27 protein-coding genes are annotated in these 25,081 nt (G+C 70.8%); 14 read left to right on the top strand and 13 right to left on the bottom strand.

The annotated features are described in order from the left end of the window. The first annotated feature begins 73 nt into the window (after positions 1-73). The 3 genes from ACZ4TR_RS04025 to ACZ4TR_RS04015 all read left to right on the top strand — a co-directional run bounded on the left by ACZ4TR_RS04025 (position 74) and on the right by ACZ4TR_RS04015 (position 3,407). Positions 74-676, top strand: coding sequence for a GNAT family N-acetyltransferase (locus tag ACZ4TR_RS04025; protein ID WP_465285659.1), 603 nt, complete (start codon positions 74-76; stop codon positions 674-676). Between the two features lie 100 nt (positions 677-776). Beyond that, positions 777-2,759, top strand: coding sequence for an acetate--CoA ligase (gene acs / locus ACZ4TR_RS04020; protein WP_364512575.1), 1,983 nt, complete (start codon positions 777-779; stop codon positions 2,757-2,759). A 144-nt stretch (positions 2,760-2,903) separates the two neighbouring features. Beyond that, positions 2,904-3,407, top strand: coding sequence for a DUF6319 family protein (locus tag ACZ4TR_RS04015; protein WP_364512578.1), 504 nt, complete (start codon positions 2,904-2,906; stop codon positions 3,405-3,407). Positions 3,408-3,575: 168 nt separating this feature from the next. Here the strand turns inward: ACZ4TR_RS04015 and ACZ4TR_RS04010 are convergent, their stop codons facing one another. After that, positions 3,576-3,839: a hypothetical protein gene (locus tag ACZ4TR_RS04010; RefSeq protein WP_465285658.1), complete on the bottom strand. Its 264-nt coding sequence runs from the start codon at positions 3,837-3,839 to the stop codon at positions 3,576-3,578. A gap of 21 nt (positions 3,840-3,860) precedes the next feature. Further along, the gene (locus ACZ4TR_RS04005; RefSeq protein WP_465286283.1) at positions 3,861-4,214 is read right to left on the bottom strand and encodes a cupin domain-containing protein; all 354 of its coding nucleotides are present in this window, start codon (positions 4,212-4,214) and stop codon (positions 3,861-3,863) included. Between the two features lie 119 nt (positions 4,215-4,333). Between ACZ4TR_RS04005 and ACZ4TR_RS04000 the strand changes: the two genes are divergently transcribed. Next, positions 4,334-5,050: a VIT1/CCC1 transporter family protein gene (locus tag ACZ4TR_RS04000; protein WP_465285657.1), complete on the top strand. Its 717-nt coding sequence runs from the start codon at positions 4,334-4,336 to the stop codon at positions 5,048-5,050. Here ACZ4TR_RS04000 and ACZ4TR_RS03995 read toward each other — a convergent pair whose 3' ends face one another. Next, positions 5,051-6,508 carry a peptide MFS transporter gene (locus tag ACZ4TR_RS03995; protein WP_465285656.1) on the bottom strand — a complete coding sequence of 486 codons (1,458 nt, stop codon included), beginning with the start codon at positions 6,506-6,508 and terminating at the stop codon, positions 5,051-5,053. It abuts the gene before it with no gap. Between the two features lie 188 nt (positions 6,509-6,696). Between ACZ4TR_RS03995 and nhaA the strand changes: the two genes are divergently transcribed. From nhaA to ACZ4TR_RS03980, 3 genes are read left to right on the top strand one after another with little or no spacing between them, the layout of a single operon-like run. After that, entirely contained in the window at positions 6,697-7,875 is a 1,179-nt protein-coding gene (gene nhaA, locus ACZ4TR_RS03990; RefSeq protein WP_465285655.1) for a Na+/H+ antiporter NhaA, read from the top strand. A gap of 59 nt (positions 7,876-7,934) precedes the next feature. Then, positions 7,935-8,435 carry a phage holin family protein gene (locus tag ACZ4TR_RS03985; RefSeq protein ID WP_364512596.1) on the top strand — a complete coding sequence of 167 codons (501 nt, stop codon included), beginning with the start codon at positions 7,935-7,937 and terminating at the stop codon, positions 8,433-8,435. Between the two features lie 4 nt (positions 8,436-8,439). After that, positions 8,440-9,360, top strand: coding sequence for an alpha/beta fold hydrolase (locus tag ACZ4TR_RS03980; RefSeq protein WP_465285654.1), 921 nt, complete (start codon positions 8,440-8,442; stop codon positions 9,358-9,360). Here the strand turns inward: ACZ4TR_RS03980 and ACZ4TR_RS03975 are convergent. Beyond that, positions 9,353-10,441 carry an FAD-dependent monooxygenase gene (locus ACZ4TR_RS03975; protein WP_465285653.1) on the bottom strand — a complete coding sequence of 363 codons (1,089 nt, stop codon included), beginning with the start codon at positions 10,439-10,441 and terminating at the stop codon, positions 9,353-9,355. The genes ACZ4TR_RS03980 and ACZ4TR_RS03975 overlap by 8 nt on opposite strands. A 109-nt stretch (positions 10,442-10,550) precedes the next feature. On the opposite strand from ACZ4TR_RS03975, the gene ACZ4TR_RS03970 reads away from it, so the two are divergent. After that, entirely contained in the window at positions 10,551-11,435 is an 885-nt protein-coding gene (locus ACZ4TR_RS03970) for a TetR/AcrR family transcriptional regulator (RefSeq protein WP_465285652.1), read from the top strand. On the opposite strand, the gene ACZ4TR_RS03965 is transcribed toward ACZ4TR_RS03970, so the two are convergent. The 4 genes from ACZ4TR_RS03965 to nth are packed head-to-tail and all read right to left on the bottom strand — an operon-like array spanning position 11,432 to position 14,664. Further along, positions 11,432-12,616 (bottom strand): MarP family serine protease, encoded by a 1,185-nt coding sequence (locus ACZ4TR_RS03965; RefSeq protein WP_364512608.1) that lies wholly within the window; start codon positions 12,614-12,616, stop codon positions 11,432-11,434. The two genes, ACZ4TR_RS03970 and ACZ4TR_RS03965, sit on opposite strands and share 4 nt — an antisense overlap. 4 nt (positions 12,617-12,620) lie before the next feature. Further along, on the bottom strand, positions 12,621-13,379 hold the full coding sequence (locus tag ACZ4TR_RS03960; protein ID WP_465285651.1) for an NUDIX hydrolase: 759 nt from the start codon (positions 13,377-13,379) through the stop codon (positions 12,621-12,623). Then, the gene (locus tag ACZ4TR_RS03955) at positions 13,376-13,984 is read right to left on the bottom strand and encodes a TlpA family protein disulfide reductase (protein ID WP_465285650.1); all 609 of its coding nucleotides are present in this window, start codon (positions 13,982-13,984) and stop codon (positions 13,376-13,378) included. Before ACZ4TR_RS03955 ends, ACZ4TR_RS03960 begins: the two co-directional genes overlap by 4 nt. Next, positions 13,981-14,664 carry an endonuclease III gene (gene nth, locus ACZ4TR_RS03950; RefSeq protein WP_364512968.1) on the bottom strand — a complete coding sequence of 228 codons (684 nt, stop codon included), beginning with the start codon at positions 14,662-14,664 and terminating at the stop codon, positions 13,981-13,983. Before nth ends, ACZ4TR_RS03955 begins: the two co-directional genes overlap by 4 nt. 227 nt (positions 14,665-14,891) lie before the next feature. Here nth and ACZ4TR_RS03945 point away from each other — a divergent pair, with 227 nt between their 5' ends. From ACZ4TR_RS03945 to ACZ4TR_RS03930, 4 genes are all read left to right on the top strand, one after another. Next, positions 14,892-15,143 (top strand): hypothetical protein, encoded by a 252-nt coding sequence (locus ACZ4TR_RS03945; protein WP_013230551.1) that lies wholly within the window; start codon positions 14,892-14,894, stop codon positions 15,141-15,143. A gap of 148 nt (positions 15,144-15,291) precedes the next feature. Beyond that, positions 15,292-15,966, top strand: a complete 675-nt coding sequence (locus tag ACZ4TR_RS03940; RefSeq protein WP_003081747.1) for a Crp/Fnr family transcriptional regulator — start codon at positions 15,292-15,294, stop codon at positions 15,964-15,966. A gap of 409 nt (positions 15,967-16,375) precedes the next feature. Continuing rightward, positions 16,376-17,626: an MFS transporter gene (locus ACZ4TR_RS03935; protein ID WP_465285649.1), complete on the top strand. Its 1,251-nt coding sequence runs from the start codon at positions 16,376-16,378 to the stop codon at positions 17,624-17,626. A gap of 54 nt (positions 17,627-17,680) precedes the next feature. Then, positions 17,681-18,742 (top strand): DNA polymerase III subunit beta, encoded by a 1,062-nt coding sequence (locus ACZ4TR_RS03930; protein WP_465285648.1) that lies wholly within the window; start codon positions 17,681-17,683, stop codon positions 18,740-18,742. Positions 18,743-18,944: 202 nt separating this feature from the next. Here the strand turns inward: ACZ4TR_RS03930 and ACZ4TR_RS03925 are convergent, their stop codons facing one another. Next, complete coding sequence (locus ACZ4TR_RS03925; RefSeq protein ID WP_465285647.1) at positions 18,945-19,910, bottom strand: Lrp/AsnC family transcriptional regulator; 966 nt, start codon at positions 19,908-19,910, stop codon at positions 18,945-18,947. 83 nt (positions 19,911-19,993) lie between these two features. Here ACZ4TR_RS03925 and ACZ4TR_RS03920 point away from each other — a divergent pair, with 83 nt between their 5' ends. Both ACZ4TR_RS03920 and ACZ4TR_RS03915 read left to right on the top strand, forming a co-directional pair. Beyond that, positions 19,994-20,815 (top strand): VOC family protein, encoded by an 822-nt coding sequence (locus ACZ4TR_RS03920; RefSeq protein WP_465285646.1) that lies wholly within the window; start codon positions 19,994-19,996, stop codon positions 20,813-20,815. Next, positions 20,812-22,002, top strand: a complete 1,191-nt coding sequence (locus ACZ4TR_RS03915) for a carboxylesterase family protein (RefSeq protein ID WP_465285645.1) — start codon at positions 20,812-20,814, stop codon at positions 22,000-22,002. Before ACZ4TR_RS03920 ends, ACZ4TR_RS03915 begins: the two co-directional genes overlap by 4 nt. Here ACZ4TR_RS03915 and ACZ4TR_RS03910 read toward each other — a convergent pair. The 4 genes from ACZ4TR_RS03910 to ACZ4TR_RS03895 all read right to left on the bottom strand — a co-directional run bounded on the left by ACZ4TR_RS03910 (position 21,983) and on the right by ACZ4TR_RS03895 (position 25,077). Further along, complete coding sequence (locus tag ACZ4TR_RS03910) at positions 21,983-22,234, bottom strand: glutaredoxin family protein (protein ID WP_364512631.1); 252 nt, start codon at positions 22,232-22,234, stop codon at positions 21,983-21,985. The genes ACZ4TR_RS03915 and ACZ4TR_RS03910 overlap by 20 nt on opposite strands. Then, positions 22,231-23,001 carry an MBL fold metallo-hydrolase gene (locus tag ACZ4TR_RS03905; RefSeq protein WP_465285644.1) on the bottom strand — a complete coding sequence of 257 codons (771 nt, stop codon included), beginning with the start codon at positions 22,999-23,001 and terminating at the stop codon, positions 22,231-22,233. The genes ACZ4TR_RS03910 and ACZ4TR_RS03905 overlap by 4 nt, the downstream gene beginning before the upstream one ends. Then, a complete protein-coding gene (locus tag ACZ4TR_RS03900) occupies positions 22,998-23,816 on the bottom strand; it encodes an NUDIX hydrolase (protein ID WP_465285643.1) in 819 nt (272 codons plus the stop codon). Before ACZ4TR_RS03900 ends, ACZ4TR_RS03905 begins: the two co-directional genes overlap by 4 nt. Positions 23,817-23,925: 109 nt before the next feature. After that, positions 23,926-25,077, bottom strand: a complete 1,152-nt coding sequence (locus tag ACZ4TR_RS03895) for a hypothetical protein (RefSeq protein ID WP_364512640.1) — start codon at positions 25,075-25,077, stop codon at positions 23,926-23,928. Positions 25,078-25,081: the final 4 nt, after the last annotated feature.

Genomic DNA, 25,081 nt, shown 5'->3' with positions numbered 1-25,081 from the left:
CGCCGAAGTGGACTTCGGAAATGCTCGGAAATTGGCTATCAGAGGAAGCCAATACACCGCTTACGGTGATCACGTGAGCGACTGGAGCACCCGACCGACCCTGTCCGGCGAGCACGTCCGCCTGGAGCCGCTGACCCCCGAGCACGCCAAGGGCCTGCTCGAGGCCGGTGCCGACCCGGGCATCTGGACGTGGCTGAGCATCCGGCAGCCGGGGGATCTTCCGGCGGCCGAGCGGATGGTCGAAGAGGCGCTCGCCGACCCCGACCGGCGGCCCTTCGCGCAGATCGACGTGACGTCCGGCCGCGTCGCGGGGACGACGTCGTACTACCAGGTCGTCGAGAAGCACCGGATCTTGTCGATCGGGCACACGTGGATCGGCGCGGACTGGCAGCGCACCGGGCTGAACACCGAATCGAAGCTGCTTCTCCTCACGTACGCGTTCGAAACCCTTGACGCGCAACGGGTCTGCTGGGAGACCGACATCCGCAACCTGCGCTCGCAACGCGCCATCGAACGGCTTGGCGCGCTTCGCGAAGGCGTGCTGCGCGCGCACCGGATCCGGCCGGACGGGTCGTCGCGCGACACCGTCACCTATTCGATGCTGGCACCGGAGTGGCCGGCGGCGAAGGCCCGGATGAACGAACGCTTAGTCACCGCGGCTCGCCTGCCTCGGTGAAACGACCGGGCAACGTGGGTGCAACCTTTTACAAGGCGGACTAACGTCGCTAGCGTGCCGCTAGCCGTCATGTCGGCGCACTACAGGAGGCCTTGCAACCATGACCGAGCAGTCCCCAGCCCTGGACAACCTGCTCACCGAGAGCCGAACCTTCCCGCCCAGTGACGAATTCGCTGGCCAGGCCAACGCGAAGGCCGATCTCTACGCCGAGGCGGACGCCGATCGCGAAGCGTTCTGGGCGAAGCAGGCGGAGCGGCTGACGTGGGACACGAAGTGGACCACGGTACTGGACTGGACCAATGCGCCCTTCGCGAAGTGGTTCGTCGGCGGCAAGCTGAACGTCGCGTACAACTGCGTCGACCGGCACGTCGAGTCCGGGCACGGCGAGCAGGTCGCGATCCACTGGGTCGGCGAGCCGGGTGACACGCGGGACATCACCTACGCCGAGCTGAAGACCGAGGTTTCCAAGGCCGCCAACGCACTCGCGTCGCTGGGCGTCACCGCCGGCGACGTCGTGGCGATCCAGCTGCAGATGGTCCCCGAGGCCATCTTCGCGATGCTCGCGTGCGCGCGGATCGGAGCGCTGCACAACGTGGTCTTCGGCGGCTTCTCGCCGACGGCGCTGCGGGCCCGCGTCGACGACGCCGCCGCGAAGATCGTGATCACCTCCGACGGCCAGTTCCGCCGCGGCAAGGCCGCGCCGATGAAGGCCAATGTCGACGAAGCGCTCGAAGGCGCCGAGACCGTCGAGAAGGTCATCGTCGTGAAGCGCACCGGCGACCAGCTCGAGGGCGACGTCCCGTGGACCGACTCCCGCGACCTGTGGTGGCACGAGCTCGTCGACGGACAGTCCGAAGAGCACACTCCCGAGGCCTTCGACAGCGAGCACCCGCTGTTCATCCTCTACACGTCCGGGACGACCGGGAAGCCGAAGGGCATCCTGCACACCTCCGGCGGCTACCTGACGCAGACGGCGTACACGCACCACAACGTCTTCGACCACAAGGCCGGTGAAGACGTCTACTGGTGCACCGCCGACATCGGCTGGATCACCGGCCACAGCTACATCGTCTACGGCCCGCTCGCCAACCGCGTCACGCAGGTCGTCTACGAAGGCACGCCGAACACCCCGCACGAGGGCCGGCACTGGGAGATCATCCAGAAGTACAAGGTCTCCCTCTACTACACCGCGCCGACGCTGATCCGCACGTTCATGAAGTGGGGCGCGGAGATCCCGGAGAAGTACGACCTGTCGTCGCTGCGGGTGCTGGGTTCGGTCGGCGAGCCGATCAACCCCGAGGCGTGGATCTGGTACCGCGAGAACATCGGCGCGGGCAAGACGCCGATCGTCGACACGTGGTGGCAGACCGAGACCGGCGCGATCATGATCTCCCCGCTGCCGGGCGTCACCTCGACCAAGCCGGGTTCCGCGCAGAAGGCGCTGCCGGGCATCTCCGCGAAGGTCGTCGACGACACCGGCACCGAGGTCGGCCCGGGCGGCGGCGGGTACCTGGTGCTGGACAAGCCGTGGCCGTCGATGCTGCGCGGTGTCTGGGGCGACGAGGAGCGCTTCCGGGACACCTACTGGTCGCGGTTCAAGGACCAGGGCTTCTACTTCGCCGGCGACGGCGCGAAGTACGACAACGACGGTGACGTCTGGCTGCTGGGCCGCGTCGACGACGTGATGAACGTGTCCGGCCACCGCATCTCGACGACCGAGGTCGAGTCGGCGCTGGTTTCGCACCCGACGGTGGCCGAGGCCGCGGTCGTCGGCGCGACCGACCCGACGACCGGCCAGGGCATCGTCGCGTTCGTCATCCTCCGCGGCAACGCGGTCGACGGCGGCGAGGAGGCCATCCAGGCGCTGCGCAACCACGTCGCGAAGGAGATCGGGCCGATCGCGAAGCCGCGGCAGATCATGGTCGTGCCGGAGCTGCCGAAGACGCGTTCGGGCAAGATCATGCGCCGCCTGCTGCGCGACGTCGCGGAGAACCGGCAGGTCGGCGACGTCACCACGCTGGCCGACTCGTCGGTGATGGACCTGATCTCGTCGGGCCTGAAGTCGGGCAAGACCGAGGAGTGAGCTAGCGTTCCTCTTGTCAGAGCCCTTCCGGCTTCGCGCCGGGAGGGTTCTTTCATGAACCCCCCCGAGCGGCACACTTCGAACGCATGTTCTACACTGTGCCGCGAACCACACCCCCTTCCCGGGCAAGGAGACGACACGACGATGACCGTGGATGTCCTGACGCACGACGAGGAAACGGCTTCGGCTTCGACCGAGGCCCCGGTTTCGGCTCCGGCTTCGACTCCGGAGGTTTCCACCGACGAGGCGGCCGTCACCGAGTCCGCGTCCCCGGCCGCTTCGGAGGACCCGGCTCCGGCCGAGCCCGCCGCCGAAGAGGCCCCCAAGCCCAAGCGCGGCCGCCCGAAGGGTGCGGCGACCGCGTCGACGGCGAAGAAGACCCGCACGGTCGAGCTGATCCTGACCGTCACCGGCACGGCCGACGGCGAGTGGCAGGCCGAGCTGAAGAACGGCTCCAAGTGGGTCGCGAAGGGCCTGGAGATCCCCGCCGCCGCGGTGTCGCGCGCGGCGAAGGAGCTGCACTCCGACCTGTCCGGCCCGATCGACGAGGTGATCAACCAGGCCCGCGAGGCGCAGGCCGCGAAGGTCGCCGCGCTGGAGGCCGAGCTCGAGAAGGCCAAGCAGGCCCTCGCCGAGCTGGACGCCTGAGGCTTCACTCCGGGAAGCGCCCGGTTCCGCTTCGAGCGGGGCCGGGCGTTTCCGCTCTTCAGGGTCGGTTCGCGTACCTGGAGGGTCGGTTCGCATACCTGGAGGGTCGGCTCGCGTGCCTGGACAGTCGACTCGCGTGATTGCGGGGTCGACACGGCCGTTGAAGGGTCAGCCGTCCTTCGAGCGAGCGTCGAAGGCGTCCAGCCAGGCTTGGAAGTCGAGTGGCCCGTAGAGGTACTCATCGGGACCGACCATCGAATCCGCACCGAACAGCCAGCCGATCGCGTCCCAGACCAGCTCGTCCTGGACATCTCCCGCTTCTTCGGTGATCCACGGGCGTGCCCAATCGTCGGCTTCGGCGCGAGTCAGCGTTCCCGCGGCGAGGTCTTCGAGCACCTTCCGCACCTCGTCGCGCGTCGGCTCGGGTCGCATTTGCGGCTCCTGATGAGCGGGTCAGGCCAGGGGTGGGTGGGCCGGCAGGGGTGACTTGAACTCGACCCACATGGCGTCCGTCAGCGCTTCGACGTGGTGGGCCACCCCGCGCGGGTGCAGCACCGAGTCCCCCGGTTCCAGCACCGCCTCGACGCCGTCGACCGCGCCGCGGAGCTTGCCCGACAGGACGTAGACGATGCTGTCGTGGTCGTGTGCGTGCGTCGGTGATGACACGCCCGCCGGGTAGTGGATCAGGTACGCCAGGCCGCTCTCGGCCGTCTCCAGCAGGCGGAACCGGCCTTCACCACCCTGGAGCGACAGGCCCTCGACCGTCACCAGCGGCTGCCACACTTGCTCGTCCATGCCGCCCATGATGGCCCAGGATCGCTGAGAGTCCACACAGGACCGGCTTAGGCAAGGCAGTCTTCAATTAGGCGAACCTGACCGGGAATTCGCATCTCGCCATGGTTCCCGGTTCGTGTTTCACTTGTCCCGTGACCGAAACCGCCGTGCAGCACGCCCACGAACCGCACCAGGGAGTGGGCGGGAAGCTGAATTGGCTGCGGGCCGGGGTTCTCGGGGCGAACGACGGGATCGTGTCCGTCGCCGGGATCGTCGTCGGCGTCGCCGGTGCGACCACGGAAACCACCACGATCCTGACCGCCGGAATCGCCGGGCTCGTCGCCGGCGCCTTTTCCATGGCCGGCGGGGAATACGTGTCTGTGAGCACCCAGCGCGACACCGAACAGGCCTTGCTCCGGCTGGAAAAGCAGGAGCTCAAGACGATGCCGGAGGCCGAGGAGCGCGAGCTCGCCGAGATCTACGAGGAAAAGGGGCTTTCGCCCGAATTGGCAAGCCAGGTCGCTCGCGAGCTGACCGAAAAGGACGCCCTGCAGGCGCACGCCGAGGCCGAACTCGGCATCGACCCGGACAACCTGACCAGCCCGTGGCAGGCCGCTTGGGCGTCCCTGCTCGCGTTCTCGGTCGGCGCGCTGCTGCCGATCCTGTCCATCGCCTGGGCCGGCGTCTCCCTGCGGGTGTGGGCGTGCGCGGCCGCGGTCGTCGTCGGCCTCACGCTGACCGGGTGGGTCAGCGCGAGGCTCGGCGACGCGAACGTGGGGCGCGCGATCCTCCGCAACGTCGGCGTCGGCGCCCTCACGATGGTGGTGACCTACTTCGTCGGGGTGATCTTCGGCGTCACCGTGGGCTAGCTAATGCACGCCCTTCATCAGCTTGCGGATGAAGGGGATGCCGAGGAACAGCAGCACGCCGACACCGATGGCGACCCCGCCGACCGTGCTGAAGTACGGCGTCTCGTCGTCGACCGAGTAGTACTCGGCGAGCTTGCCGGACATCGCGGTGCCGAACGAGATCGACAGGAAGTTCAGCGCGACCATCTGCGTCCGGAACGCCTCCGGCGCGAGCTTCGTCGACAGCGACAGCCCGACCGGCGAGAGGCACAGCTCGGCGATCGTGAAGACCAACAGGATGCCGACCATCGCGAGCATCGGGCTCGCGTTCTTGCCGCTGCCCACCATCGGCAGGAACAGCAGGAACGCCGCGCCCATCAGCACGGTGCCGAGGACGAACTTCATCGGCGTCGACGGCTGGCGTTCGCCGAGCTTCGTCCACAGCGCCGCCAGCACCGGGGCGAACACGATGATGAACACCGGGTTGATCGAGTTGACCCAGGACACCGGCAGTTCCCAGCCGAACAGGTTCCGGTTGAGCCGCTGGTCGGTGTAGGCCGCGACGACCGTGAACTGCTGCTGGTAGAGCGAGAAGAACACCGCGCTCGCGATGAACATCGGGATGAACGAGAACACCCGGCTGCGCTCGTCGCCGGTGATCTTGCGGCTGGTCAGGATGACGAGGAAGTAGATCACCGAGATCACGCCGACCACCACGACGACGACGTCGGCCAGGTTGCCCGGGTTGACGACGCCGGTCAGCACCAGCACCACGATCGCGGCGACCAGCAGCAGGGCGGCGCCGATCGCCAGCGCGCGCTGGGACGACGGCAGCGGGTTCGGGATCTCCCGGGCCTTCTCGCCGAGGTTCTTGCGGCCGAAGGTGTACTGGATCAGGCCGAGCGCCATGCCGATCGCGGCGAGGCCGAAGCCGAGGTGGAAACCGACCTCCGTCTGCGCGAGCCCGGTCAGCAGCGGCCCGACGAACCCGCCGAGGTTGACGCCCATGTAGAAGATCGTGAAGCCGGCGTCGCGCCGCTCGTCGCCTTCGGCGTAGAGGGTGCCGACGATCGCCGTCGCGTTGGACTTCAGCCCGCCACTGCCGACCGCGACGCACACGAGACCGATGCCGATCCCGGTCAGGCCCGGCAGCAGCGCCAGGCTGATGTGGCCGATCATGATCAGCACGGCGCTGTAGAACAACGTCCGTTCGGAGCCGAGCAGCCGGTCGGCGACCCAGGCGCCGATGACGGCGGAGAGGTAGACCAGGCCGCCGTACGCGCCGACGATGCCGAGCGCGGACTCCTGCGCCAGGCCCAGGCCGCCCTGTTCGACCCGGTAGTAGAGGTAGATCGGCAGGATGCCGAGCATCCCGTAGTAGGAGAAGCGCTCCCACATCTCCACGCCGAAGAGGTTCGCCAGCCCTCGTGGGTGCCCGAAGAACCTCGTGTCCTGCTGGACCTCGGTTGAGGTGCTCACAACTGTCGTCTTCCTTCGTCTCGGACTTCGTTGTCGCTTGGCATGCTATGAGCACATCCGGTGACCTACCACCGACACCCCTTGTGACGGCGGTCATGACAATCTGTGACAAAGAGGGACTAAAGTGACACCAAGGTGCGCCGGGAAGGCTGGTCGGCAACAGTGATCAGCGACCCCAGGAGCCGCCCGTGTCCCGCCCTCTGACCGAGTTCGCGCGCTACCTGCGCACCGAAACCACCGGCGGGCTCATCCTGCTCGGCGCGACCGCGATCGCCCTGCTCTGGGCCAACTCCCCGCTGCGCGACAGCTACCACGCGCTGCGCGACTTCCGGCTCGGCCCGGAGTTCCTGCACCTGAACCTGACGATCGGCGACTGGGCGAAGGACGGCCTGCTCGCGCTGTTCTTCTTCGTCGCCGGGCTCGAACTCAAGCGCGAGCTCGTCATCGGCGAGCTGTCCCGGTTCAAGCAGGCGATCCTGCCGGTCGCCGCCGCCGTCGGCGGCATGGTCGTCCCCGCGGTCGTCGCACTCGGCGTCGGCTGGGGGACGACGGGAATCGACCGCGCTTGGGCGATCCCGGTGGCCACGGACATCGCGTTCGCGCTCGGCGTGCTGGCGCTGACCGCGTCGAACCTGCCCTCGAGCGCACGGGTGTTCCTGCTGTCGCTGGCCGTCGTCGACGACCTCGGGGCGATCATCGTCATCGCCGTGCTGTTCACGACCGGCTTCGACCTGGTCGCGGTGGCCGTCGCCGTCGCCGCGCTCGCGCTGTACGCGTTCCTGCAGCACCGCCGCGTCCGGACGCCGTGGCTGTACGTGCCGCTCGCGCTGGTCACCTGGGTCGCGGTGCATTCGGCGGGTGTCCACGCGACGATCGCCGGCGTCGCGCTCGGCCTGCTCACCCGCGTCCGCGCCGACGAAGGTGAGGCCGAAGCACCCGCGCTGCGCCTCGAGCACCGGCTCCAGCCGTGGTCGGCGGCCGTGGCCGTGCCGGTGTTCGCGCTGTTCGCGGCCGGGATCTCGGTCAGCGGCGACTCGCTCGGCAAGGTGTTCACGACGGCGTTGCCGCTCGCGGTGCTCGCCGGGCTGCTCGGCGGCAAGGTCGTCGGGATCTTCGGGGCGAGCTGGCTCGCGGTGAAGTTCAAGGTCGCCGAGAAACCGCGTGACGTGGGCTGGCGCGACCTCGGCGCGTTGTCGGTACTCGGCGGGGTCGGGTTCACGGTCAGCCTGCTGATCGCGGAGCTGGCGCTGCCCGGCGACGCGAGCGAACTCGCGAAGGCGGCGGTGCTGATCGCGTCCGCGCTGGCTTCGCTGCTGGCCGCGGTGATGCTGCTGAAACGGAGCCGGGCGCACGCCGACACGGATTGATCGCCGACACTCGGTGACTCCGCCGCGCCCGCTCCAGGGCGTCATGGCACGATGACCCGGTGAGCAGCCCCAAGCACGAACGCACCGGCCCCGACGGCGTGGGGGCCGTGCCTTACCTCCCGCTGTCCTCCGACACCGACGTCCCCGGCGACCAGTCGCTCGGCAGGCTCGTCGGCGACGCGACCCAGCACATCTCGACCCTGGTCCGGGCCGAGATGGAGCTCGCGAAGTCCGAGCTGGTCGGCGAGGTGAAGAAGGGCCTCAAGGGGGCCGTCTACTTCCTGATCGCGCTGACCGTCCTCCTGTACAGCTCGTTCTTCTTCTTTTTCTTCCTGGCCGAAGGGTTCGCGGACTGGTTCCGCTCCCTCCACCGCTGGGGCGCGTTCGGCATCGTGTTCGCCGTGATGCTGCTCGTCGCGGGCGGGGCCGGGTTCCTCGGTTACCGCAAGGTGAAGAAGTTCAAGGCACCCGAGCGGACGATCGCCAGCGTCAAGGAGACCGCCGCCGCGCTGAAGCCGCAGAAGGCGCCCGACGCCGACCTGACCACCACGCGCGACTGAGGCGGTGCCCGCGTCCCCCGACCCGTCGAGCGTCCGGCTCGACGGCCCGTGGGCTCATCGCGACGTGTCCGCGAACGGCATCCGGCTGCACGTCGCCGAGCTCGGCGAGGGGCCCGTCGTGGTGCTGCTGCACGGGTTCGCCGAGTTCTGGTGGACCTGGCACCACCAGCTGCGCGCGCTGGCCGACGCGGGGTTCCGCGCGGTCGCCGTCGACCTGCGCGGCTACGGCGACTCGGACAAGCCGCCGCGCGGCTACGACGCGTGGACGCTCGCCGGGGACGTCGGCGGCCTGATCAAGTCGCTCGGGGCGCGCCGGGCGCACCTCGTCGGCCACGCGTGGGGCGGCATGCTCGCCTGGACGGTCGCGTCCCTGCACCCCCGGCTCGTGTCGTCGGTGACGGCGATCGGCGCGGCCCACCCGCTCGCGCTGCGGTCCGGGGCCGCCCGCCCGTGGCGCGGCCAGGGACGGGCGACCGGGCACCTCTTCCGGTTCCAGGTGCCGATGGCGCCGGAGAAGTGGCTCCTGAAGGACGACGCCCAGGCCGTCGCGGATCTCTTCGGCGGCTGGGCCGGCAGCCGGTGGCGGTCCACTTCGGACTTCTCCGACAGCGTCGAGGAGTTCCGGCACGCCATGCTCGTGCCCGGCGTCGCGCACAGCGCGCTCGAGTACTACCGCTGGGCGTTCCGCGCGCAGTTCCGCGGCGAAGGCCGCCGGTTCACCGACGCCGTCGGCGGCCGGATCACCGCCCCGACGCTGCAGCTGCACGGCGCCGACGACACCTGCATCCTCCCCGAGACGGCGACGTCGTCCGTGCGCTGGGCGGGCCCGCACGCCGAGCCGGAGCTCTGGCCCGGCGTCGGGCACTTCCCCCACCTCGAGGCGCCCGACCGTACTTCGGCCGCCCTGGTGGACTTTCTCAAGTGAGGTCGATGGCGTTCTTCGCCCGCTCGGTGGACTCCTCCGCCGGACCGCCGGTCGGGTTCTCCGTGGCCAGCGCCTGGTTGAGCTCGACGAAGGGCCGCATCCGGCTCTCGTAAGCGGCGAAAGCGGCTTCGTGCTCCGCGCGGCCCAGCTCCTGGGCGAGGACGTACGCGCCGACCAGGGCCAGGCTCGTCCCCTGCCCGGACAACGGCGAGGCGCAGTAACCGGCATCGCCGACCAGCGCGATCCGGCCGGCCGACCAGCGATCGACGTGGATCTGCGCCATGGCGTCGAAGTAGAACACCTCCGCCTCGGCCATCGCTTCGAGGAGCTTCGGCACCTCCCAGCCGACGCCGGCGAGCCGCTCGGCGACCAGCTTCTTCTGTTCCGGGACGGCCAGCCGCGGCAACGGCTCCGAGCCGAAGCCGAGCGTCACGCGCAGCTCGCTGTTGCCGCGCACCGGGTAGGCGACGCCGCCGGTCTCCTCGTGCCGGAACCAGACCTGCCAGTCTTCGAGGCCCAGGAAGTTCGGCGCCGGGAAGATCGCCAGGTACTGGCCGAGGTGGCGGATGAACTCCTCTTCCGGCCCGAAGGCCAGCCGCCGGACGGCCGAGTGCAGCCCATCCGCGCCGATGACCAGGTCGAACGTTCGGAAACCGCTGCGGGCGAACTCGACCCGCACGCCGTGCGCTTCCTCGGTCAGCGCGGTGATCGAGTCGCCGAAAACGTACTCGGCGTCGGTGGCCTCGTGCAGGATCGCGACGACGTCGTCGCGCAGGATTTCGAAGTCGTCGCTGTCGAGCCGTCCGCTGCTCAGGGCGAACTCCTCGGACCGGAACAGCTCGTGGCCGTCCCCGTCCACCATGGACATCCCCCGCATCCGGGTGCGCACCGCGCGCATCCGGTCGCCGAGGCCCATCCGGTCGACGACGTCGAGCGCGGCCCCGCGCACGTCGATCGCCTGCCCGCCGCTGCGCGGGCCGGGCGCCCGGTCCACCACCGTGACGGCGAAGCCCGCGCCCGCCAGGTACCAGGCCAGGGTGCCGCCGGCGACACCGGCGCCGGAGATCAGGACGTTTCGCATGTTCCCTCCAGAGTCGTACGCTGCTGAACGTCACAGTGGAGTTCACGCAGCTTGAAGGCCAACTCTGTACTAGTACAGATGGCGACCTGTGCTAGATCAGGGGGAACCCGTGAAGTACGTGGCTATCGCCGACGAGCTGCGCGACCGCATCGTGCGCGGGGAGCTGCCGCCGGGCGCGCGCGTGCCTTCGACCCGGCGGCTCGCGACTGACCACGGCGTCGCCTTGGCGACGGCGGCGAAGGCCCTGGCCCTGCTGAGCCAAGAAGGCGTCGTGCGCGCGGAGCCGCGGTCGGGCACGGTCGTCGCGGCCCGGGAACGCCGCGGCGGCGGCCACCACGGCCTGACGCGCGACCGGATCGTGCGCACGGCGATCGACATCGCCGACGCGGAGGGGCTGGCCGCGGTGTCCATGCGCGGGGTCGCGGCTCGCCTCGGCGTCGCGGCCATGGCGCCCTACCGGTACGTGACCGGCAAGGACGACCTGGTCATGCTGATGGCCGATGCGGCGTTCGGCGAACGCGGTTACCCGGCGACCCCGCAGGGCGACTGGCGGGAGCGCCTGACGCTCGGCGGCCGGACGCTCTGGTCGCTGTACCAGCGGCACCCGTGGCTCGCCCAGCTCGCGCCGCTCACCCGGCCGCTGGCGCTGCGCAACCTCGGCCTGCACGGCGAGTGGGCACTGGCGGCCCTGTCCGAGCTGGACGTCGACGCCGCGACGCTGTGCGACCTGCACGTCCTGTTCTTCAGCTACGTCCAGGGCATCGCGATTCATCTCGAACGCGAGCAGAGCGCGCTGGCCTCGTCCGGCCTGTCCGAGGAGCAGTGGATCGACCGGCAGGCCCCGGCGCTGGAGGCGATGACCACCGGCAGGCCGGTGTTCGCCAAGATGCTGCGCGAACTCGGGGGCAACGGCTACGACCTCGTCCTGGACGACATCTTCGAGTCGGGCATGCGGGCCCTGCTGGACGGCCTCGCGCTGCGCTACGGGCGTTAGGCGGCGCAGGAGCCGGTGGACACGTTCGTCGTCTGCGATGGCGCCGCGTCGACCTCCGCCCGCACCTGCTCGGCCGTGAGCGTGAAGCCCGTCTCCGGGTCCTCGACCGCCGCGCCGAAGACGACGCCGATGACCTGGCCGTCCGGGGTCACCATCGGGCCGCCCGAGTTGCCGCTGCGGATCTCCGCGCGGACCGTGAAGACGTCCCGCTGCACGGTGTTGGCGTCGTAGATGTCCGGGCCGCGCAGGTTGATCCGGCCGCGCACGCGCGCCGGCGTCGCCCGGTACGGGCCGTCGAGCGGGTACCCGAGCACGATCGCGCTGTCGCTCGCCCGCGCGGTCTCGGCCGCGAACTGCAGGGCCGGGGCCCGCAGCCGGGGCACGGCGAGCACCGCGATGTCGACCTCCGGGTTGAAGTAGACGACGCGCGCCGGGTAGTCGCCCTGCGTCGTCTCGATGCCGACGGTGTCGGTGCCGGCCACGACGTGCGCGTTCGTCATCACCCGCTGGGGCGCGATCACGAACCCGCTGCCTTCCAGGGACCGCGAGCACGAGCTGGCGCTGCCGCGGATCTTGACGACGCTGCCGTGCAGCTGCTGGACGGTCCCGCTGCTCTGCAGCGCCGGGTCCGGCGGCGAGGTGTCGGCCGTCGGGGCCTTCTGGAAGGGGTCGACGATGGACGGGAAGCCGGACGCGTCGAGCAGCTTGCGCAGCTGGTTCGGGAAGCCCTGCGCGGCTTCCGGCATGGCGTCGTTGACCTTGCCGAGCACCACCGAGCCGTTGATCCCCTTGGCCAGCCAGGGCACGGCGGACACGGTCGTCAGCGGCGTCGCGATCAGCCACGCCACGACGAAGACGACGAGGGCCTGCACGACCGCGCCGAGCGTCTTGTCGACGCCGGACAGCTTGTCCGGGTTGATCTTCTGGCGCAGCCGGCGCCCCACGTAGACCCCGAGCGCCTCGCCGAAGGCGACCAGGAACACCACGGTCGCGACCGCGAAGGCGACCTTCCACACGGGGTCGTCGAAGAAGGAGACGACGACCGGCGCGAGCTTGATCCCGGCGAGCGCGCCGAGCACGACGCCGACCAGCGACGGCAGCGCGACGATCACACCCTGGTATGCGCCGGACACCGCCGCCAGCACGGCCAGCAGCAACACCAGCACATCGACCCAGTTCACCGCTTCACTCCTCGCCCGAGGGGGTTCCGGGTGGCGGAGCCCCCGGCCCGGGGCGAAGCCCCGGTTCGACACCGCTTTGCAGTCGCGCCTGGAACGCGGCCAGCGCTTCGTCGAGGTCCCGGACGTCGCCGGTGTCCCACTCGCGCTCCCAGCCTCCCAGGCCGAGCAGGACGGACAGCAACCCGGCCGTGAACCCCCAGACGAACAGGCCGCCGACCTCGAAGGCCGGGCCCTTCCAGGGCATGCCGGCCTTCTTGACCATGAACCGGTTGGCCGGGTCGACCAGGTCGGCGATGGGGACGCGGGCGACGGACGCCGTCTCGCCCGGGTCCACCGCGTGCACCGGCGACGGCTCGGCCCAGTGCGCCAGCACTGGCGTCACCGCGAACTTCGACACCGGCACGAACAGCTCCGGCAGCACCGCGACCGGCCGGACGCCGGAGGGGACCACCCCGGTCTCCTCTTCGGCCTCGCGCAGCGCGGTGCCGACCGGGCCGTCGTCGCCGTCCTCGGCGCCGCCGCCGGGGAACGCGACCTGCCCGGCGTGCGAGCCGAGCGTGTCGGCCCGCCGTTGCAGCAGGACGTCGGGCTCGCCGTCGGCCTCACGCTCGCCGAAGAGGATGAGCACGGCCGCAGGCCGCGTGTAGGCGTCCTCGGGTGGGCTGAACCGCGTGAACGTCTTCGAATCGACTTCGGCACTCACCTTGACCAGCGGCCGGAGCCACTCGGGCACCGACTCCGGCTCGACCAGTGGTCCGATCACGATGCTCCCTCGACTGCCGCGCGCACCTGGTCAGTGTTCCCGAACGTCGGCGGGTTGGCGATGAACCGCACCTCGCCGGCCGCGGTGACCAAGTAGGACACCGGGAGCCGCGGCGGTACCTTCAGGGCCGCCCGGACGGGCCCGCTCGCCCCTTCCCCGTCGAACACCGACGGTAGGTGCACGCCCAGCTTGGCCAGCAGGTTCAAGCCGTCCTTCGCCGGGCTCTGGACCTGGACGCCGAGGACGCGCACGGCACCCCGCTGCTTCGCGTATTCCTGGAGCACGGGCAGCTCGGTCCGGCACGGCTCGCACCACGACGCCCACACGTTGACCAGCACCGGAGCACCGGCGAGAGCCTTGCCGACGTCGACGCTCGAGCCGTCGCCGAGACAGTCGGCCCGGACGCCTTCGAGCTGCTTCACCGGCTGTGCGGGACCGGCCGCGGGGCACGGCTGGAGCTCCGCCGCGGAGCGGGCCGGGGCCAGAGCCGCGGCGTCATCGGACGGCTTCGCGGCGCTGTCCCCACCTCCGCGAGGCAGCAGCGCGACGATGAGCGCCACCGCCAGCACGGCGGCGGCCAGCGCCCATTTGGTGACGGTCGTCACCGGGGTGCCGCGAGCGCCAGGATGTGGTCCTTTTCGACGCCTTTGACCAGCTTCGCGGCTTCTTCGAACCCGGTCGGGCCGGTGCCGTAGGACGGGCAGTCCCTGGCCAGCGGACAGGCACCGCAGGCGGGCTTCTTGGCGTGGCAGACGCGCCGGCCGTGGAAGATCACGCGGTGCGAGAGCATCGTCCACTCCTTGCGGGGGATCAGCTCGCCGACCGCGTGCTCGACCTTGACCGGGTCCTCCTCCGCCGTCCAGCCCCAGCGCCGGACCAGCCGGCCGAAGTGGGTGTCGACGGTGATGCCCGGGACGTCGAAGGCGTTGCCGAGCACGACGTTGGCGGTCTTGCGGCCGACGCCGGGCAGCGTGACGAGGTCGTCGAGCTTGGCGGGGACCTCGCCGCCGAACCGCTCGACGAGCGCCGCGCCGAGGCCCATCACGGAGTTCGCCTTGGCCCGGTAGAAGCCGGTGCTGCGGAGGTATTCCTCCAGCTCGGTGCGGTCGGCACCCGCGTAGTCGGCGGCGGTCCGGTAGCGCTTGAACAGCGCGGGCGTGACGAGGTTCACCCGGACGTCGGTGGTCTGCGCGGACAGGACGACCGCGACGAGGAGTTCCAGCGGAGTGGTGAAGTCGAGCTCGCAGTGGGCGTCCGGATACACGTCGTCGAGGCAACGCTTCATCCGCCTGGCGCGTCTCACCAGAGCTAACCGGCTTTCACCAGCGCCCTCACGGGGGGCGTTCGTGGTGGCAGGTGGCACCCCGATAGCCTACGGGCGCCGTCGGACGAGCCGGTCAGTGCACCGGTGGACGACCGACACGCCAGAGCACCACCTCGGCGCAGTTTCCCGGCCGCCATGAGCGAGGATCTGGAGTAGATGCTTCCCACTGAAACTTTTGGGGTCCGGTCATGACTGTCTGGTTCGTCATCCTGGTCCCCCTGGTGATCATGTTCTTCGCGCTCTTCATGGAGCGCGTGGAAAGCAGGCTCAAGCACGTCGCGGTGCAGGAGAACGAGGTCGAAGAGTTCCTCGAGCAGGCGCAGCCCAACGAGGTCAGGGCGCTCTACGGGCACGGCATCGGCCGCGCGCTGGAGCTGTTCCGGCTGCGTAGGCTGGGCGGACGGGCAGCCAGGCTACGCGCGCGACGCGTGCGGAGTTAGGCTCCACGTTCGAACGAGATCATCTGGCCGGCGCGCGCGTCCGACAGGCGATCTCGCGAGTACGCCCTAGACTGACGCGCAAGTGATCGGCGTCACGCCCTTCCGCCACGGGAGGGCGTGAACGTTTCTCGACGAGGAGGCACCCGAGGTGGATGAAACCCTGGCCCGTGCGGGCATTTTCCAGGGTGTGGAGCCGGCAGCGGCGGAGGCGCTGGCCCAGACCTTGGAATCCGTGGAGTTCCCCCGCGGCCATGTCATCTTCAACGAGGGTGAACCCGGCGACAAGCTGTACATCATCCAGTCCGGCAAGGTGAAGATCGGCCGCAAGTCCCCGGACGGCCGCGAGAACCTGCTGGGCATCTTCGGCCCGTCCGACATGTTCGGCGAGCTGTCCATCTTCGACCCCGGCCCCCGGACGTCGAGCGCGACCACCGTCACCGAGGTCCGCGCGGTCACCATGGACCGCCCGGCGCTGCGGCAGTGGATCTCGACCCGCCCGGAGATCGCCGAGCAGCTGCTGCGCGTGGTCGCGCGCCGCCTGCGCCGGACGAACAACATGGTCGCGGAGCTGATCTTCACCGACGTCCCCGGCCGCGTGGCGCGGGCGCTGCTGCAGCTCGCCCAGCGGTTCGGCAGCCAGGAGGCGGGCCTGCTGCGGGTCACGCACGACCTGACGCAGGAAGAGATCGCCCAGTACGTCGGCGCTTCGCGCGAGACCGTCAACAAGGCGCTCGCCGACTTCGCGCACCGCGGCTGGCTGCGGCTCGAGGGCAAGAGCGTGCTGATCCTGGACCCGGAGCGGCTCGCCCGCCGAGCTCGCTGAGTCTTCTCACGTCGAAGGCCCCCTCACCCTGGGTGAGGGGGCCTTCGACGTTCGTTACCAAAACAAAGAGCCGGGCGCCACCCCCGACGTGGCGCACCGGCTCTTCGTTTGTCGCGCGGACCATCCCCCGACGATCCGCGCTCCCCGCCCTCCGGGTCAGGCCCCGACCCATACGCCGGAGGGAGCTGGGTTCTCTGCTGTTGTTCAACCATCACGGCCCATACCCACGAATTCAAGGCCATTCACTCTCAAGGACGCCGTGCCGGCGGTTTTGTTGCACGAGCCCACGGAGAATATCGGGAGTGTTACCTGATCGAGACCTCACGGGCCCAACCTCCCGTCTCCCGGTGACGCACCTGACCGGCAAATAACTGGTACCGACGTACCACTCTGCGGCATACTGGTACGCGTGTCCCACTCTGAAGGTCGTACGTCTCTGGCCGACTACCGCAGCGCGCTGACGACCCGCGCGGCCCGGCGGCCTGCCTTCGCGTCCGTGCTCGCCCGCCTGCCGATCGCCATGATCGGCATCTCGGCGCTGCTCTACGTCCAGCGCGAGACGGGTTCCTTCGCCGCCGCCGGACTCGTCTCGGCCGGTTCACTCGTCGGGGTGTCGGTCGGCGCGGTGATCCAGGGCCGGCTGATCGACCGGTTCGGCCCGACGCGGCCGCTGCTCGTCGTCGCCCTGCTCCTGGCGCTGTCGATGACCGCGCTGGTGACCGCGATCGAGTCGCACGCGTCCACGGCCGTGCTGGTCGCGTTCGGCTTTCTGACCGGCCTGTCGGAACCGATGGTCGGCTCGGCGTCCCGCGCGCTGTGGGCCCGCTTGCTGCCTCCGGGCGGCGCGCGCAACGCGGCGTTCTCGTACGAGGCGATCAGCATGGAGGTGTTCTTCATCCTCGGTCCCGGCGTGGCCGGGCTGCTGGTCCTGGCGCCGTGGGCGGGCACGGGCCTGGTGCTGGGCGTCGCGCTGCAGTTCACCGGCGCGGTGCTGTTCGCGCTGAGCCCGGCGGTGCGGGCTTGGCGGGCCGCTCCGGGATCCGGTGGTTCGCTGCTGGGCGCGCTGGCGAGCCCGGGCATGCGGACGCTGGCGCTGGCCGCGCTCGGCTTCGGCGTGGTGATCGGGTTCGTCGAGGTCGCGGTCCCGGCGTCGGCGACCGAGGCCGGCTCTCCGTCGTTCGGCGGGCTGCTGCTTTCGGCGTGGTCCCTGAGCTCGGTGGCGTTCGGTGTGGCGTACAGCCTGCGCCCGTGGCCGCGCCGCATGGGCCTGCGGTTGCCGGCGCTGCTCGGCGCCTTCGGGGCGCTGGTGGCGCTGCTCGCGTGGCCGTCGTCGCTGTGGGGCCTGGCGCTGATGATGCTGCTGGCGGGCGCGTTGATCACCCCGCAGTCGACGGCGCACTCGTCGGCGATCGAGCTGGTGGCGCCTTCCGGGACCGCCGCGGAGGCGTTCGGCTGGGTGCTGACGGCGGTGACGCTGGGGCTCGCCGCGGGTCAGTCGATCAGCGGGTACGTGGTGGAGCACGCCGGCCCGAGCGTGGCGTTCTTGGCGGCGAGTGGGGCCGGGTTGGTGCTCGCGGTGGTCGTGTGGCTGCTGCGGGGGACGGTTCGGGAGCCACAGCCTGTTTCGGCGCAGGCGGAGCTGGTCGGCGCGGGCCGGTAGGTCTGCCGCGGCCGGTCCCGGTTTTTGTCGGTGGTCGCCGCTAGCTTGCGTGGCATGGACGTCACCGCGCCTGCCCACCGCCTCTCAGCGGCCGTCTCCGCTGCTTCTCGGCTGCTGCCCGCCCGCGCCGGCCTGCGGTTGCGGGCGGACGCGGCCGGGCTGACGGTCGCGGGGAGCGATCCGGATCTCGCCGTCCGGTTCGACTGCCCGGCGACCACCCACACCGACGGCGCGGTCGCCGTCCCCGCGGCGCCCCTCGCCGAGACGCTGAAGATGCTCGACACCGACCTGGTCCGCCTGGTCGTCGAGGGCAGCCGGCTGGCCCTGCGGCTCGACAACGCCCGCTTCGCGCTCCCCCTGCTTTCGGCGGAAGCCGGACTGCCGGCGCCCGAGCCACCGCGGGTGTCCGAAGTGGACGGTGCGGCGTTCGCGTCGGCGCTGCGGATCGTCGCGGGAACGGCGTCCAAGGACGACCCGCTGCCGCTGTTCACCGGCGTCCGCGTCCAGGCAGCCGACCGCCTGACGCTGACGGCGTCCGACCGCTACCGGATGGCGGTGGCCCGGCTGCCGCTGCGCACGCCGGGCTCGCTGGACGTACTGGTCCCGGCGACGCTGCTGACCGAGGCGGCTCGTCAGGCAACGGGCGTGGTGGGCCTGCACGCGGGCCCGGGCCGGTTCGGCCTGAGCTGGCCGGGCGGCCTGGTCGGCACGGCGGTCCTCGACGCGGGGTTCCTGTCGGAGGACTCGATCCCGTCGGGCGCGGTCGACACGACGGTGACCCTGAACGCGGACGCGCTGGCGGCCGCGGTCCGCCGCGTCGGGGTGTACGCCGAAGACAGGCGGGTGTTGACCCTGGAAGTCGGCGACGCGCAGGTCCGCCTGGCGAGCACACGCCAGGACACGGGCGAAGCGGAGGAGACACTGAAGGCGGACGTCAGCGGCGGCCGGACCTCCCCGTCGTTCCAGGCGAGGTACCTGCTGGACGCACTGCAGGCGTTCACCGGTTCGCGGATCACCCTGGCGATCCAGCCGGGGATGCGGGCGTGCATCCTGCGAGCCGCGGAGCCCGGGGAGGTGGAGCTGACGTACTACCTGATGCCGATGCTGGCACGCTGAGTCAGCCGACCTCCAGCAGTTCCGCCGGCTCGATCAGGGCCACGTCCGCAGCCGGCCCTCTGGTGAACTCCTGCACGGTCAGCGCCGCGCCGCCGCGCTCAGCACCTGTGCGCGGCTCAGTCGGTGCTGCTCGCCGTTCAGTACGAAGTCGATCGCGCGCTCGTCGTCCACAGGCGGTGAGTCGCCGGCCGGCGTGATCCTGCTACACCGGTGCCACGGTGCCGAAGCGTTTCAACGTGCGGATCATCGGGGCCGTCTCCACCTGCTGGACTCCCGCCAACCCACCCAAATCGTCGGCCAGATACGAGTACAGCGCCGCGTCGTCGCGGCAGCCCACGTTCGCCACCAGGTTCGCCGGGCCTGTTGTCGCCGCCGCGAAGGCGACCTGGGGGTGCGTTGCCAACGCTCGGCCCGTCGACTCCAAGGCCGAGGGCGCCACGGTCAGCCAGAGCGTTGCCGTCAGGGGGTAGCCCAGCAGGGCCGCGTCCACCTCCACGTCGAAGTACAGCGCTCCCGATGCGCACAGCACCGAAAGGCGCCGGCGGACCGTCGACTCCGAGCGGCCCGAGGCCGTCGTCAATGTCGACATGTCGGCTCGACCGTCGTTGGCCAAGGCGGTGAAGAGACCCAAGTCGCCCGGCTCCGGACGGTAAGGAGCCCCGGAAGGAGAACGGCGCAACGCGGCAATCTGCGCATCCGACAGAGCGCTGGAGCGGCCGGACCAGCCGGCCGGGCCGCCGGCGAAACGGCGCAGCATCCGGTACGCCGTCATCGACACCACTCGCGGGGTCCGCGGCAGCTGCCCCAGCAACAACCCGTCCGTCTCCTCCCGCAGCGGCGCCCGGACGAAGCACGCGATCTCCGTGCCACCCGACATCAAGCTCACCCACTGGGTGTCCGGCCGCCGGGCCAGGCCGGCCGCGATCGCCGCCGCCGCGTCCGGGACACACCGCAGGCGCACGAGCCAATGAGCCTGGCCCAGGGGCGCTGCCTCCGGGACACCCACCACCCGCAGCACCCCGGACGACCGCAGCTTCCGGTACCTGCGCGCCACCGTCTGGTCCGAGACCCCCAGCACCGACGCGATCGTGCTGAACGACGCCCGCCCGTCGAGCTGCAACGCGTGCGCCAGGCGGCGGTCGAGGTCGTCGAGCAGGCCGGATTCCACCAGCGAAGCCTAGATAGTGTCGGATTCCGGGCACAATTCGCGGGCAGACGGAAGAAAACGAAGAGCGGTTCCACGCTGAAGGCATGAACATCGACCACACCGTCTTCCTGACCAGGAACCACGCCGAAGCCTGGCAGCGCTACGAACAGCTCGGCTTCACGCTCAGCCCGCCGTCGCGGCACTTCGCGGCCGCCAGCGACCGGAGCGAACCGGTCCCGAGCTGCACCGCGAACCGGTGCGCCTACTTCGGCGATTCCTTTCTCGAGCTCATCGGCATCGTCGACGAAGCCGCCGGCGACCCCTGGCGCGTGCTGCCGATCCTGGACGCCCGCGGCGACGGCCTCCACGGCTGCTCCTTCGGCGTCGGCGACTCCGAAGAGGCGTCGAAACGGCTCAGCGAAGCCGGCCTTTCGACGTCCGGGGTGCTGAAGCTGCAACGCGACGTCGAGCTGCCCGAAGGCACCCGCACCGCGCGCTTCCGCAGCGTCCACATCCGCCGCGACCGGACACCCGAGGGCATCCTCCACACCGCCGAGCACCTCACCCCGGAGTACGTCCACCAGCCGCGCTACCTCGGCCACCCCAACGGCGCCCGCGGCGTGGCCGGGATCGTCCTGGTCGTCCCCGACGGGGAGGTCGGCCGGTATCAGCAGCGCTACGACGTGATCACCAACAGCCAGCGACTTGTCGACATCGTCGGCGTCGGCGACCTCGACACCGTCCTGCCGGGTGAGACCCCGAAAACGCTGCCGTACTTCGCGGCCCACGGCGTCGTGGTTGCGGATCTGACGAAAGCGCGGAAGCTGATCGAGGAGCACGTCCCGGCCAAGACCCACCGGAACGGCTTCTTCGTCCGCGCCGAAGACGCCGGAAGCGCCGCTGTGTACTTCGAGGAGGCACGATGATCGTCGAAACCACCACCGGCAGGATCCGCGGAGAAGCAGGCGCCTTCCGGGGAATCCCTTACGCCACGGCGAAACGCTTCGAAGCGCCCGTGCCGCCGAGGCCGTGGACCGGGGTCCGGGACGCGCTGGAACCCGGCCCCGCCGCGCCGCAACCGCCGTCACGCCTGGAGCACGCCCTCGGGCCGATGCCCCTGCCGCAGAGCGAGGACTGCCTGTCGCTCAACGTCTTCACGCCGTCGACCACCGGGAGCCGCCCGGCGCTGGTGTGGATCCACGGCGGTGGGTTCTCCAGCGGCTCGGGCGGGCAGGTCTGGTACACCGGCACCCGCCTGGCCCGCGAAGCCGACGCTGTCGTCGTGACGCTCAACTACCGGCTCGGCGCCCTCGGTTTCCTGAGCGCGCCGGGAATCCCGCCCAACCTCGGCATCGCCGACCAGCTCGTCGCGCTCGAGTGGGTCCGCGACAACATCGCCGCGTTCGGCGGGAACCCCGCCGACGTCACCCTCGGCGGGCAGTCGGCCGGCGCGCAGTCGACGCTCACCCTGTGGTCGGCACCGCGCGCCCGAGGTCTCGTCAAGCGGATCGCCCTGCAAAGCGCCCCTCTCGGCTTACGACCGTCCACATGGGACGAAGCCGCCGAGAACAGCCGGCTGCTGCGGGAAGAACTCGGCGAAGACCTCCGCACCGCACCAGTGGAGAAGCTGCTCCGAGCCCAGCTGGCCGTCGCGGCCAAGACCGCGAAGCCCGGCTCACTGGAAGTGCCGTTCCAGCTGGTCGCCGACGGAGATCTCGTCGCGGACGACCTCCTCGAAGCGGCACCGGAAGGCCCGGCACTCATCAGCTGGACGCGCGACGAGCTACGCGCCTTCGCGCCCGACGCGCCCCAGGAAACGGTCGACGCCGCGAACGACAGCTTCTTCGCCGGCGACATCCCGCGCCTCGCGAAGAAACTCGACGCCTTCGTCTACCGCTTCGACTGGGCAGCGCCGGGCAACCCGTTCCGGGCGTGCCATTGCATCGACATCCCGTTCCTCTTCGGCACCCACGACGTCTGGGACGCGCCGATGCTCGAAGGCGCGCCGAAGGGCCTCGAAGCGGAAACCGGCCTGCGCGAGGTCTGGGCCGCCTTCCTGCACGGAAAGCGGCCCAGCCCGGCGTGGGAAGGGATCAGGCCGATGCGGCCTTGACCGCGGCCTCGACCTCGGCGAAGGAGGGGTTGACCATGGCGGTCGACCCGACGATCACGGTCGGGACCGTCTCGTTCCCGTTCGCGACCTCGCGCACGCGCGCGGCCGCAGACGGGTCCTCCCAGATGTTGATCTTCCGGATGTTGAAGCCGCTCTTCGACATCGGCCGGTCGAGCGCGGCGCAGAACCCGCAGCCCGGCCGCCAGTAGAACTCGACCTCGACGTTGCTCATCCCTGTTCCTCCGACCGCAAGTAGTCCAGCTGCGCCTGCACGCTCAGTTCGGCGGGCGCCCACAGCGCCCGGTCGACGTCGGCGTACACGACCTCGACGACCTGGCGCGGGGTGGCGTCGGCACCGAGCGTCTTCAAGGCGGAACGCACCTGGTCGAGCCGCTGTTCCCGATGGGCAAGGTACTCGCGCGCGGTCGCGGGCAGATCGGGGAGCTCCGGACCGTGCCCGGGCAGCCCCAGCGTGCCCGCCGGGAGCTCGATCAGCTTCCGCAGCGAACGCAGGTAGTCGCCGAGGTCGTGCAGCACCGTGGTGCCGCGCCCGAGGATGGTGTCGCCGGTCAGCACCTGGCCGTCGAGCACCAGCGACACCGAGTCGTCGGTGTGCCCCGGGGTGTGCAGCACGCGGATCGCGAGACCACCGGCCGAGATGACGTCACCGTCCGCGAAAGACGACGCGTTGACGCACAGCGAAGGGTCGAAGGCCCGCACCGGCGCGCCGACGCGTTCGGCGAACCACGGCGCGCCCTCGGCGTGGTCGGGGTGGAAGTGCGTGAGGAGCACCAGTTCCACCGAGCCGACCCCGGCCAGCAGTTCGAGGTGTTCGAGGTCGCGGTAGCCCGGATCGACGACCACGGCCGGACTCGACGGCGTCGCCCGCAGCACCCAGCTGTTGGTGCCTTCGAGCGTCATCGACGACGGGTTGTTCTCCAGCAGCACCGAAGCGGTCTCGGACACGCGGCGCAGCACGCCGTACGCGGGGGCGCTCATCGCTTCTCCAGCACGACGCGGACGTGGTCGTTCTCCCGGATCAGCGTCGGGGCGATCCGGACGATCTCGCGCGGCGCGGCCAGCACGTCGTCGGCCGTGGCGAACTCCGCCAGCTCACTGAGCGTCAGCCAGGTCGGCGGCATCAGCATCCGGCGGCCTTCGCGCGCGTCGGCGATGGCGTCCTCGGGGCATTGCCAGCCGGAGCTCGACGCCTCCGACGTCGCGCCGTCCGCCTCCTGGCCTTCGGGCAGCTTCGCGACGTAGAACCGGGTGTCGTAGCGGCGCGGCTCCTGTTCGGGCGTGATCCAGTGCGCCCACGGCCGCAGCAGATCGGCCCGCAGCGTCAGCCCGGCGCCGGCGAGGAACCCGGCGAGCGAGACTTCGCGCGTCTCCAGGGCCTGGCGGGCGGCCGCGTACGACGTGACGTCGGTGAGCACCGCGTCCGCGCTGCCGGCGAGCAGCACACCGGACTCCTCGAACGTCTCGCGCACGGCCGCGCAGGTCAATGCCCGCGCCAGGGCTTCGTCACAGCCGAACCGGGCAGCCCACCACGACGGTTCCGGGCCGGCCCACGCGACCGACGCGTCGGCGTCGCGCCGGTCGACCCCGCCGCCCGGGAACACGGTCATCCCGCCCGCGAACGGCATGCCCTTGACCCGGTGCTGCAGGAACACTTCGACGCCGTCGGCGCCGTCCCGGACGAGGATCACGGTGGCCGCGTCCTTGGGGACGGCGGGCGGCCCGCCGGCGTTGGCGCGGGTCGCTACCCCGGCGCCGACGGGGATGTCGAAGACGAACTCCTTGGGCTGATCCACCCGGGCAACATACCTCCGGACCCCGACGTCCCGTCGCGCAGTTGTGGCATCCCGGACACGGCGAAGGCGGCACTTTCACGGGAAAGTGCCGCCTTCGAACAGGACGAACCTAGGGTGCGGTCCAGCCGCGCTGGTCGCCGCCGGAACGGGAAGCGCCGTTGAGCCGCATCTTCGCCGCCTCGGCCCGCTCGCGCTCGGCCAGCTCCGCGTGCAGCTCGCGCAGCAGCGCCCGGTCGCGCTCGCTCAAGCTCGGGTCGTCCAAGTCCAGCGCGGGCAGCTCGACGACCTCGTGCATCGACGGCTTGCCCGCGGCGATCTCGCGGCCCTTCTCCGGGTCTTCGGCCAGCGCCTGCCGCAGCTGCGCGACCTCCGCCGGGGTCAGGTCGGCGGTGCGCTCGGCCCGCGTCTCGGACCGTTCGGAGGACCGCTCCGCGCGCGACTGGCGCGGCGGCTCCGGGGCGGGCGGCGGCGACACGATCGGCACCACCGGGGCGACGGGCTCCGGCGGGGTCGTCGTGGCGGTGCTCGACCGGATGCTGTGCCGGCTGCCCGAAGACTCCGCGACCGGTTCCGGCGCCACCACGGCCGGCGCCTTGACCGGCTCCGGCCGGTACACCGACGCGGACGACGTCGTGGTCCCGGTCACCCAGGCCGGCGACGCGGCCGCCGAAGCGGCCTGGTGGTACTCGGAGTGCGCGACACCGGGACCGCTGACCTCGACGACGGAGTGGATCCCGGCCCGGCGCAGCGCCGTGTCGACGCGGAACGCGACGGCCGGCGGGTTGCCGTCCGGCCCCAGCTCCACGAGCACGACGCGCTGCGGCAGCGCGCCCGGCACGCTGCCGGCCGGTGTGTTGCGCCACACCGCGTGCACCGAACGGACGTCCGGCAGCACCTGCAGCGTCCGGTCGAGCGCCTCGGCGATGCCGAACTCCGGGGAGTTCTCGCCGCTGAACCGGTGGTTGCTGACCGGCTCGGCCTCGTCGACCAGCAGGTCGTTCGCCAGCGTGGCGTCCGACCGGCTCATCTCGAGCACCAGCGCCAGCTCCCGCTGCTCGGCGGAGCTGACCGGGATCCGGCCCGCGATGAGCGTGCCGGTGGTCAGCTCGACCGCCTCGTCGATGTGCGCCCGGGCGATCAGCTCACGTGCTTCGGTGAGTGCGCTGTCGTCGATCCGGCCCGCCAGGGCCAGTAACAGGTTGTGCAGGCGCAGGGGCACCGAGAACCCGTCCATGGGCGGGCCGTCGTGGACCTCCACCATTGCC

This window comes from Amycolatopsis sp. NPDC028719, from assembly GCF_055565395.1.
Note: the sequence above shows the minus strand (reverse complement) of the source record. Positions and strands in the feature narration are given on the sequence as shown.

What these genes read in the sequence shown, in the direction of transcription:
- ACZ4TR_RS03905 (WP_465285644.1), bottom strand. Translation starts at nt 23,001, where the DNA reads ATGAGCGCCCCCGCGTACGGCGTGCTGCGCCGCGTGTCCGAGACCGCT.
- ACZ4TR_RS03910 (WP_364512631.1), bottom strand. Translation starts at nt 22,234, where the DNA reads ATGAGCAACGTCGAGGTCGAGTTCTACTGGCGGCCGGGCTGCGGGTTC.
- ACZ4TR_RS03920 (WP_465285646.1), top strand. Translation starts at nt 19,994, where the DNA reads ATGAACATCGACCACACCGTCTTCCTGACCAGGAACCACGCCGAAGCC.
- ACZ4TR_RS03915 (WP_465285645.1), top strand. Translation starts at nt 20,812, where the DNA reads ATGATCGTCGAAACCACCACCGGCAGGATCCGCGGAGAAGCAGGCGCC.
- nth (WP_364512968.1), bottom strand. Translation starts at nt 14,664, where the DNA reads ATGAAGCGTTGCCTCGACGACGTGTATCCGGACGCCCACTGCGAGCTC.
- acs (WP_364512575.1), top strand. Translation starts at nt 777, where the DNA reads ATGACCGAGCAGTCCCCAGCCCTGGACAACCTGCTCACCGAGAGCCGA.
- ACZ4TR_RS03975 (WP_465285653.1), bottom strand. Translation starts at nt 10,441, where the DNA reads ATGCGAAACGTCCTGATCTCCGGCGCCGGTGTCGCCGGCGGCACCCTG.
- ACZ4TR_RS03895 (WP_364512640.1), bottom strand. Translation starts at nt 25,077, where the DNA reads ATGGTGGAGGTCCACGACGGCCCGCCCATGGACGGGTTCTCGGTGCCC.
- ACZ4TR_RS03930 (WP_465285648.1), top strand. Translation starts at nt 17,681, where the DNA reads ATGGACGTCACCGCGCCTGCCCACCGCCTCTCAGCGGCCGTCTCCGCT.
- ACZ4TR_RS04010 (WP_465285658.1), bottom strand. Translation starts at nt 3,839, where the DNA reads ATGCGACCCGAGCCGACGCGCGACGAGGTGCGGAAGGTGCTCGAAGAC.
- ACZ4TR_RS03945 (WP_013230551.1), top strand. Translation starts at nt 14,892, where the DNA reads ATGACTGTCTGGTTCGTCATCCTGGTCCCCCTGGTGATCATGTTCTTC.
- ACZ4TR_RS04015 (WP_364512578.1), top strand. Translation starts at nt 2,904, where the DNA reads ATGACCGTGGATGTCCTGACGCACGACGAGGAAACGGCTTCGGCTTCG.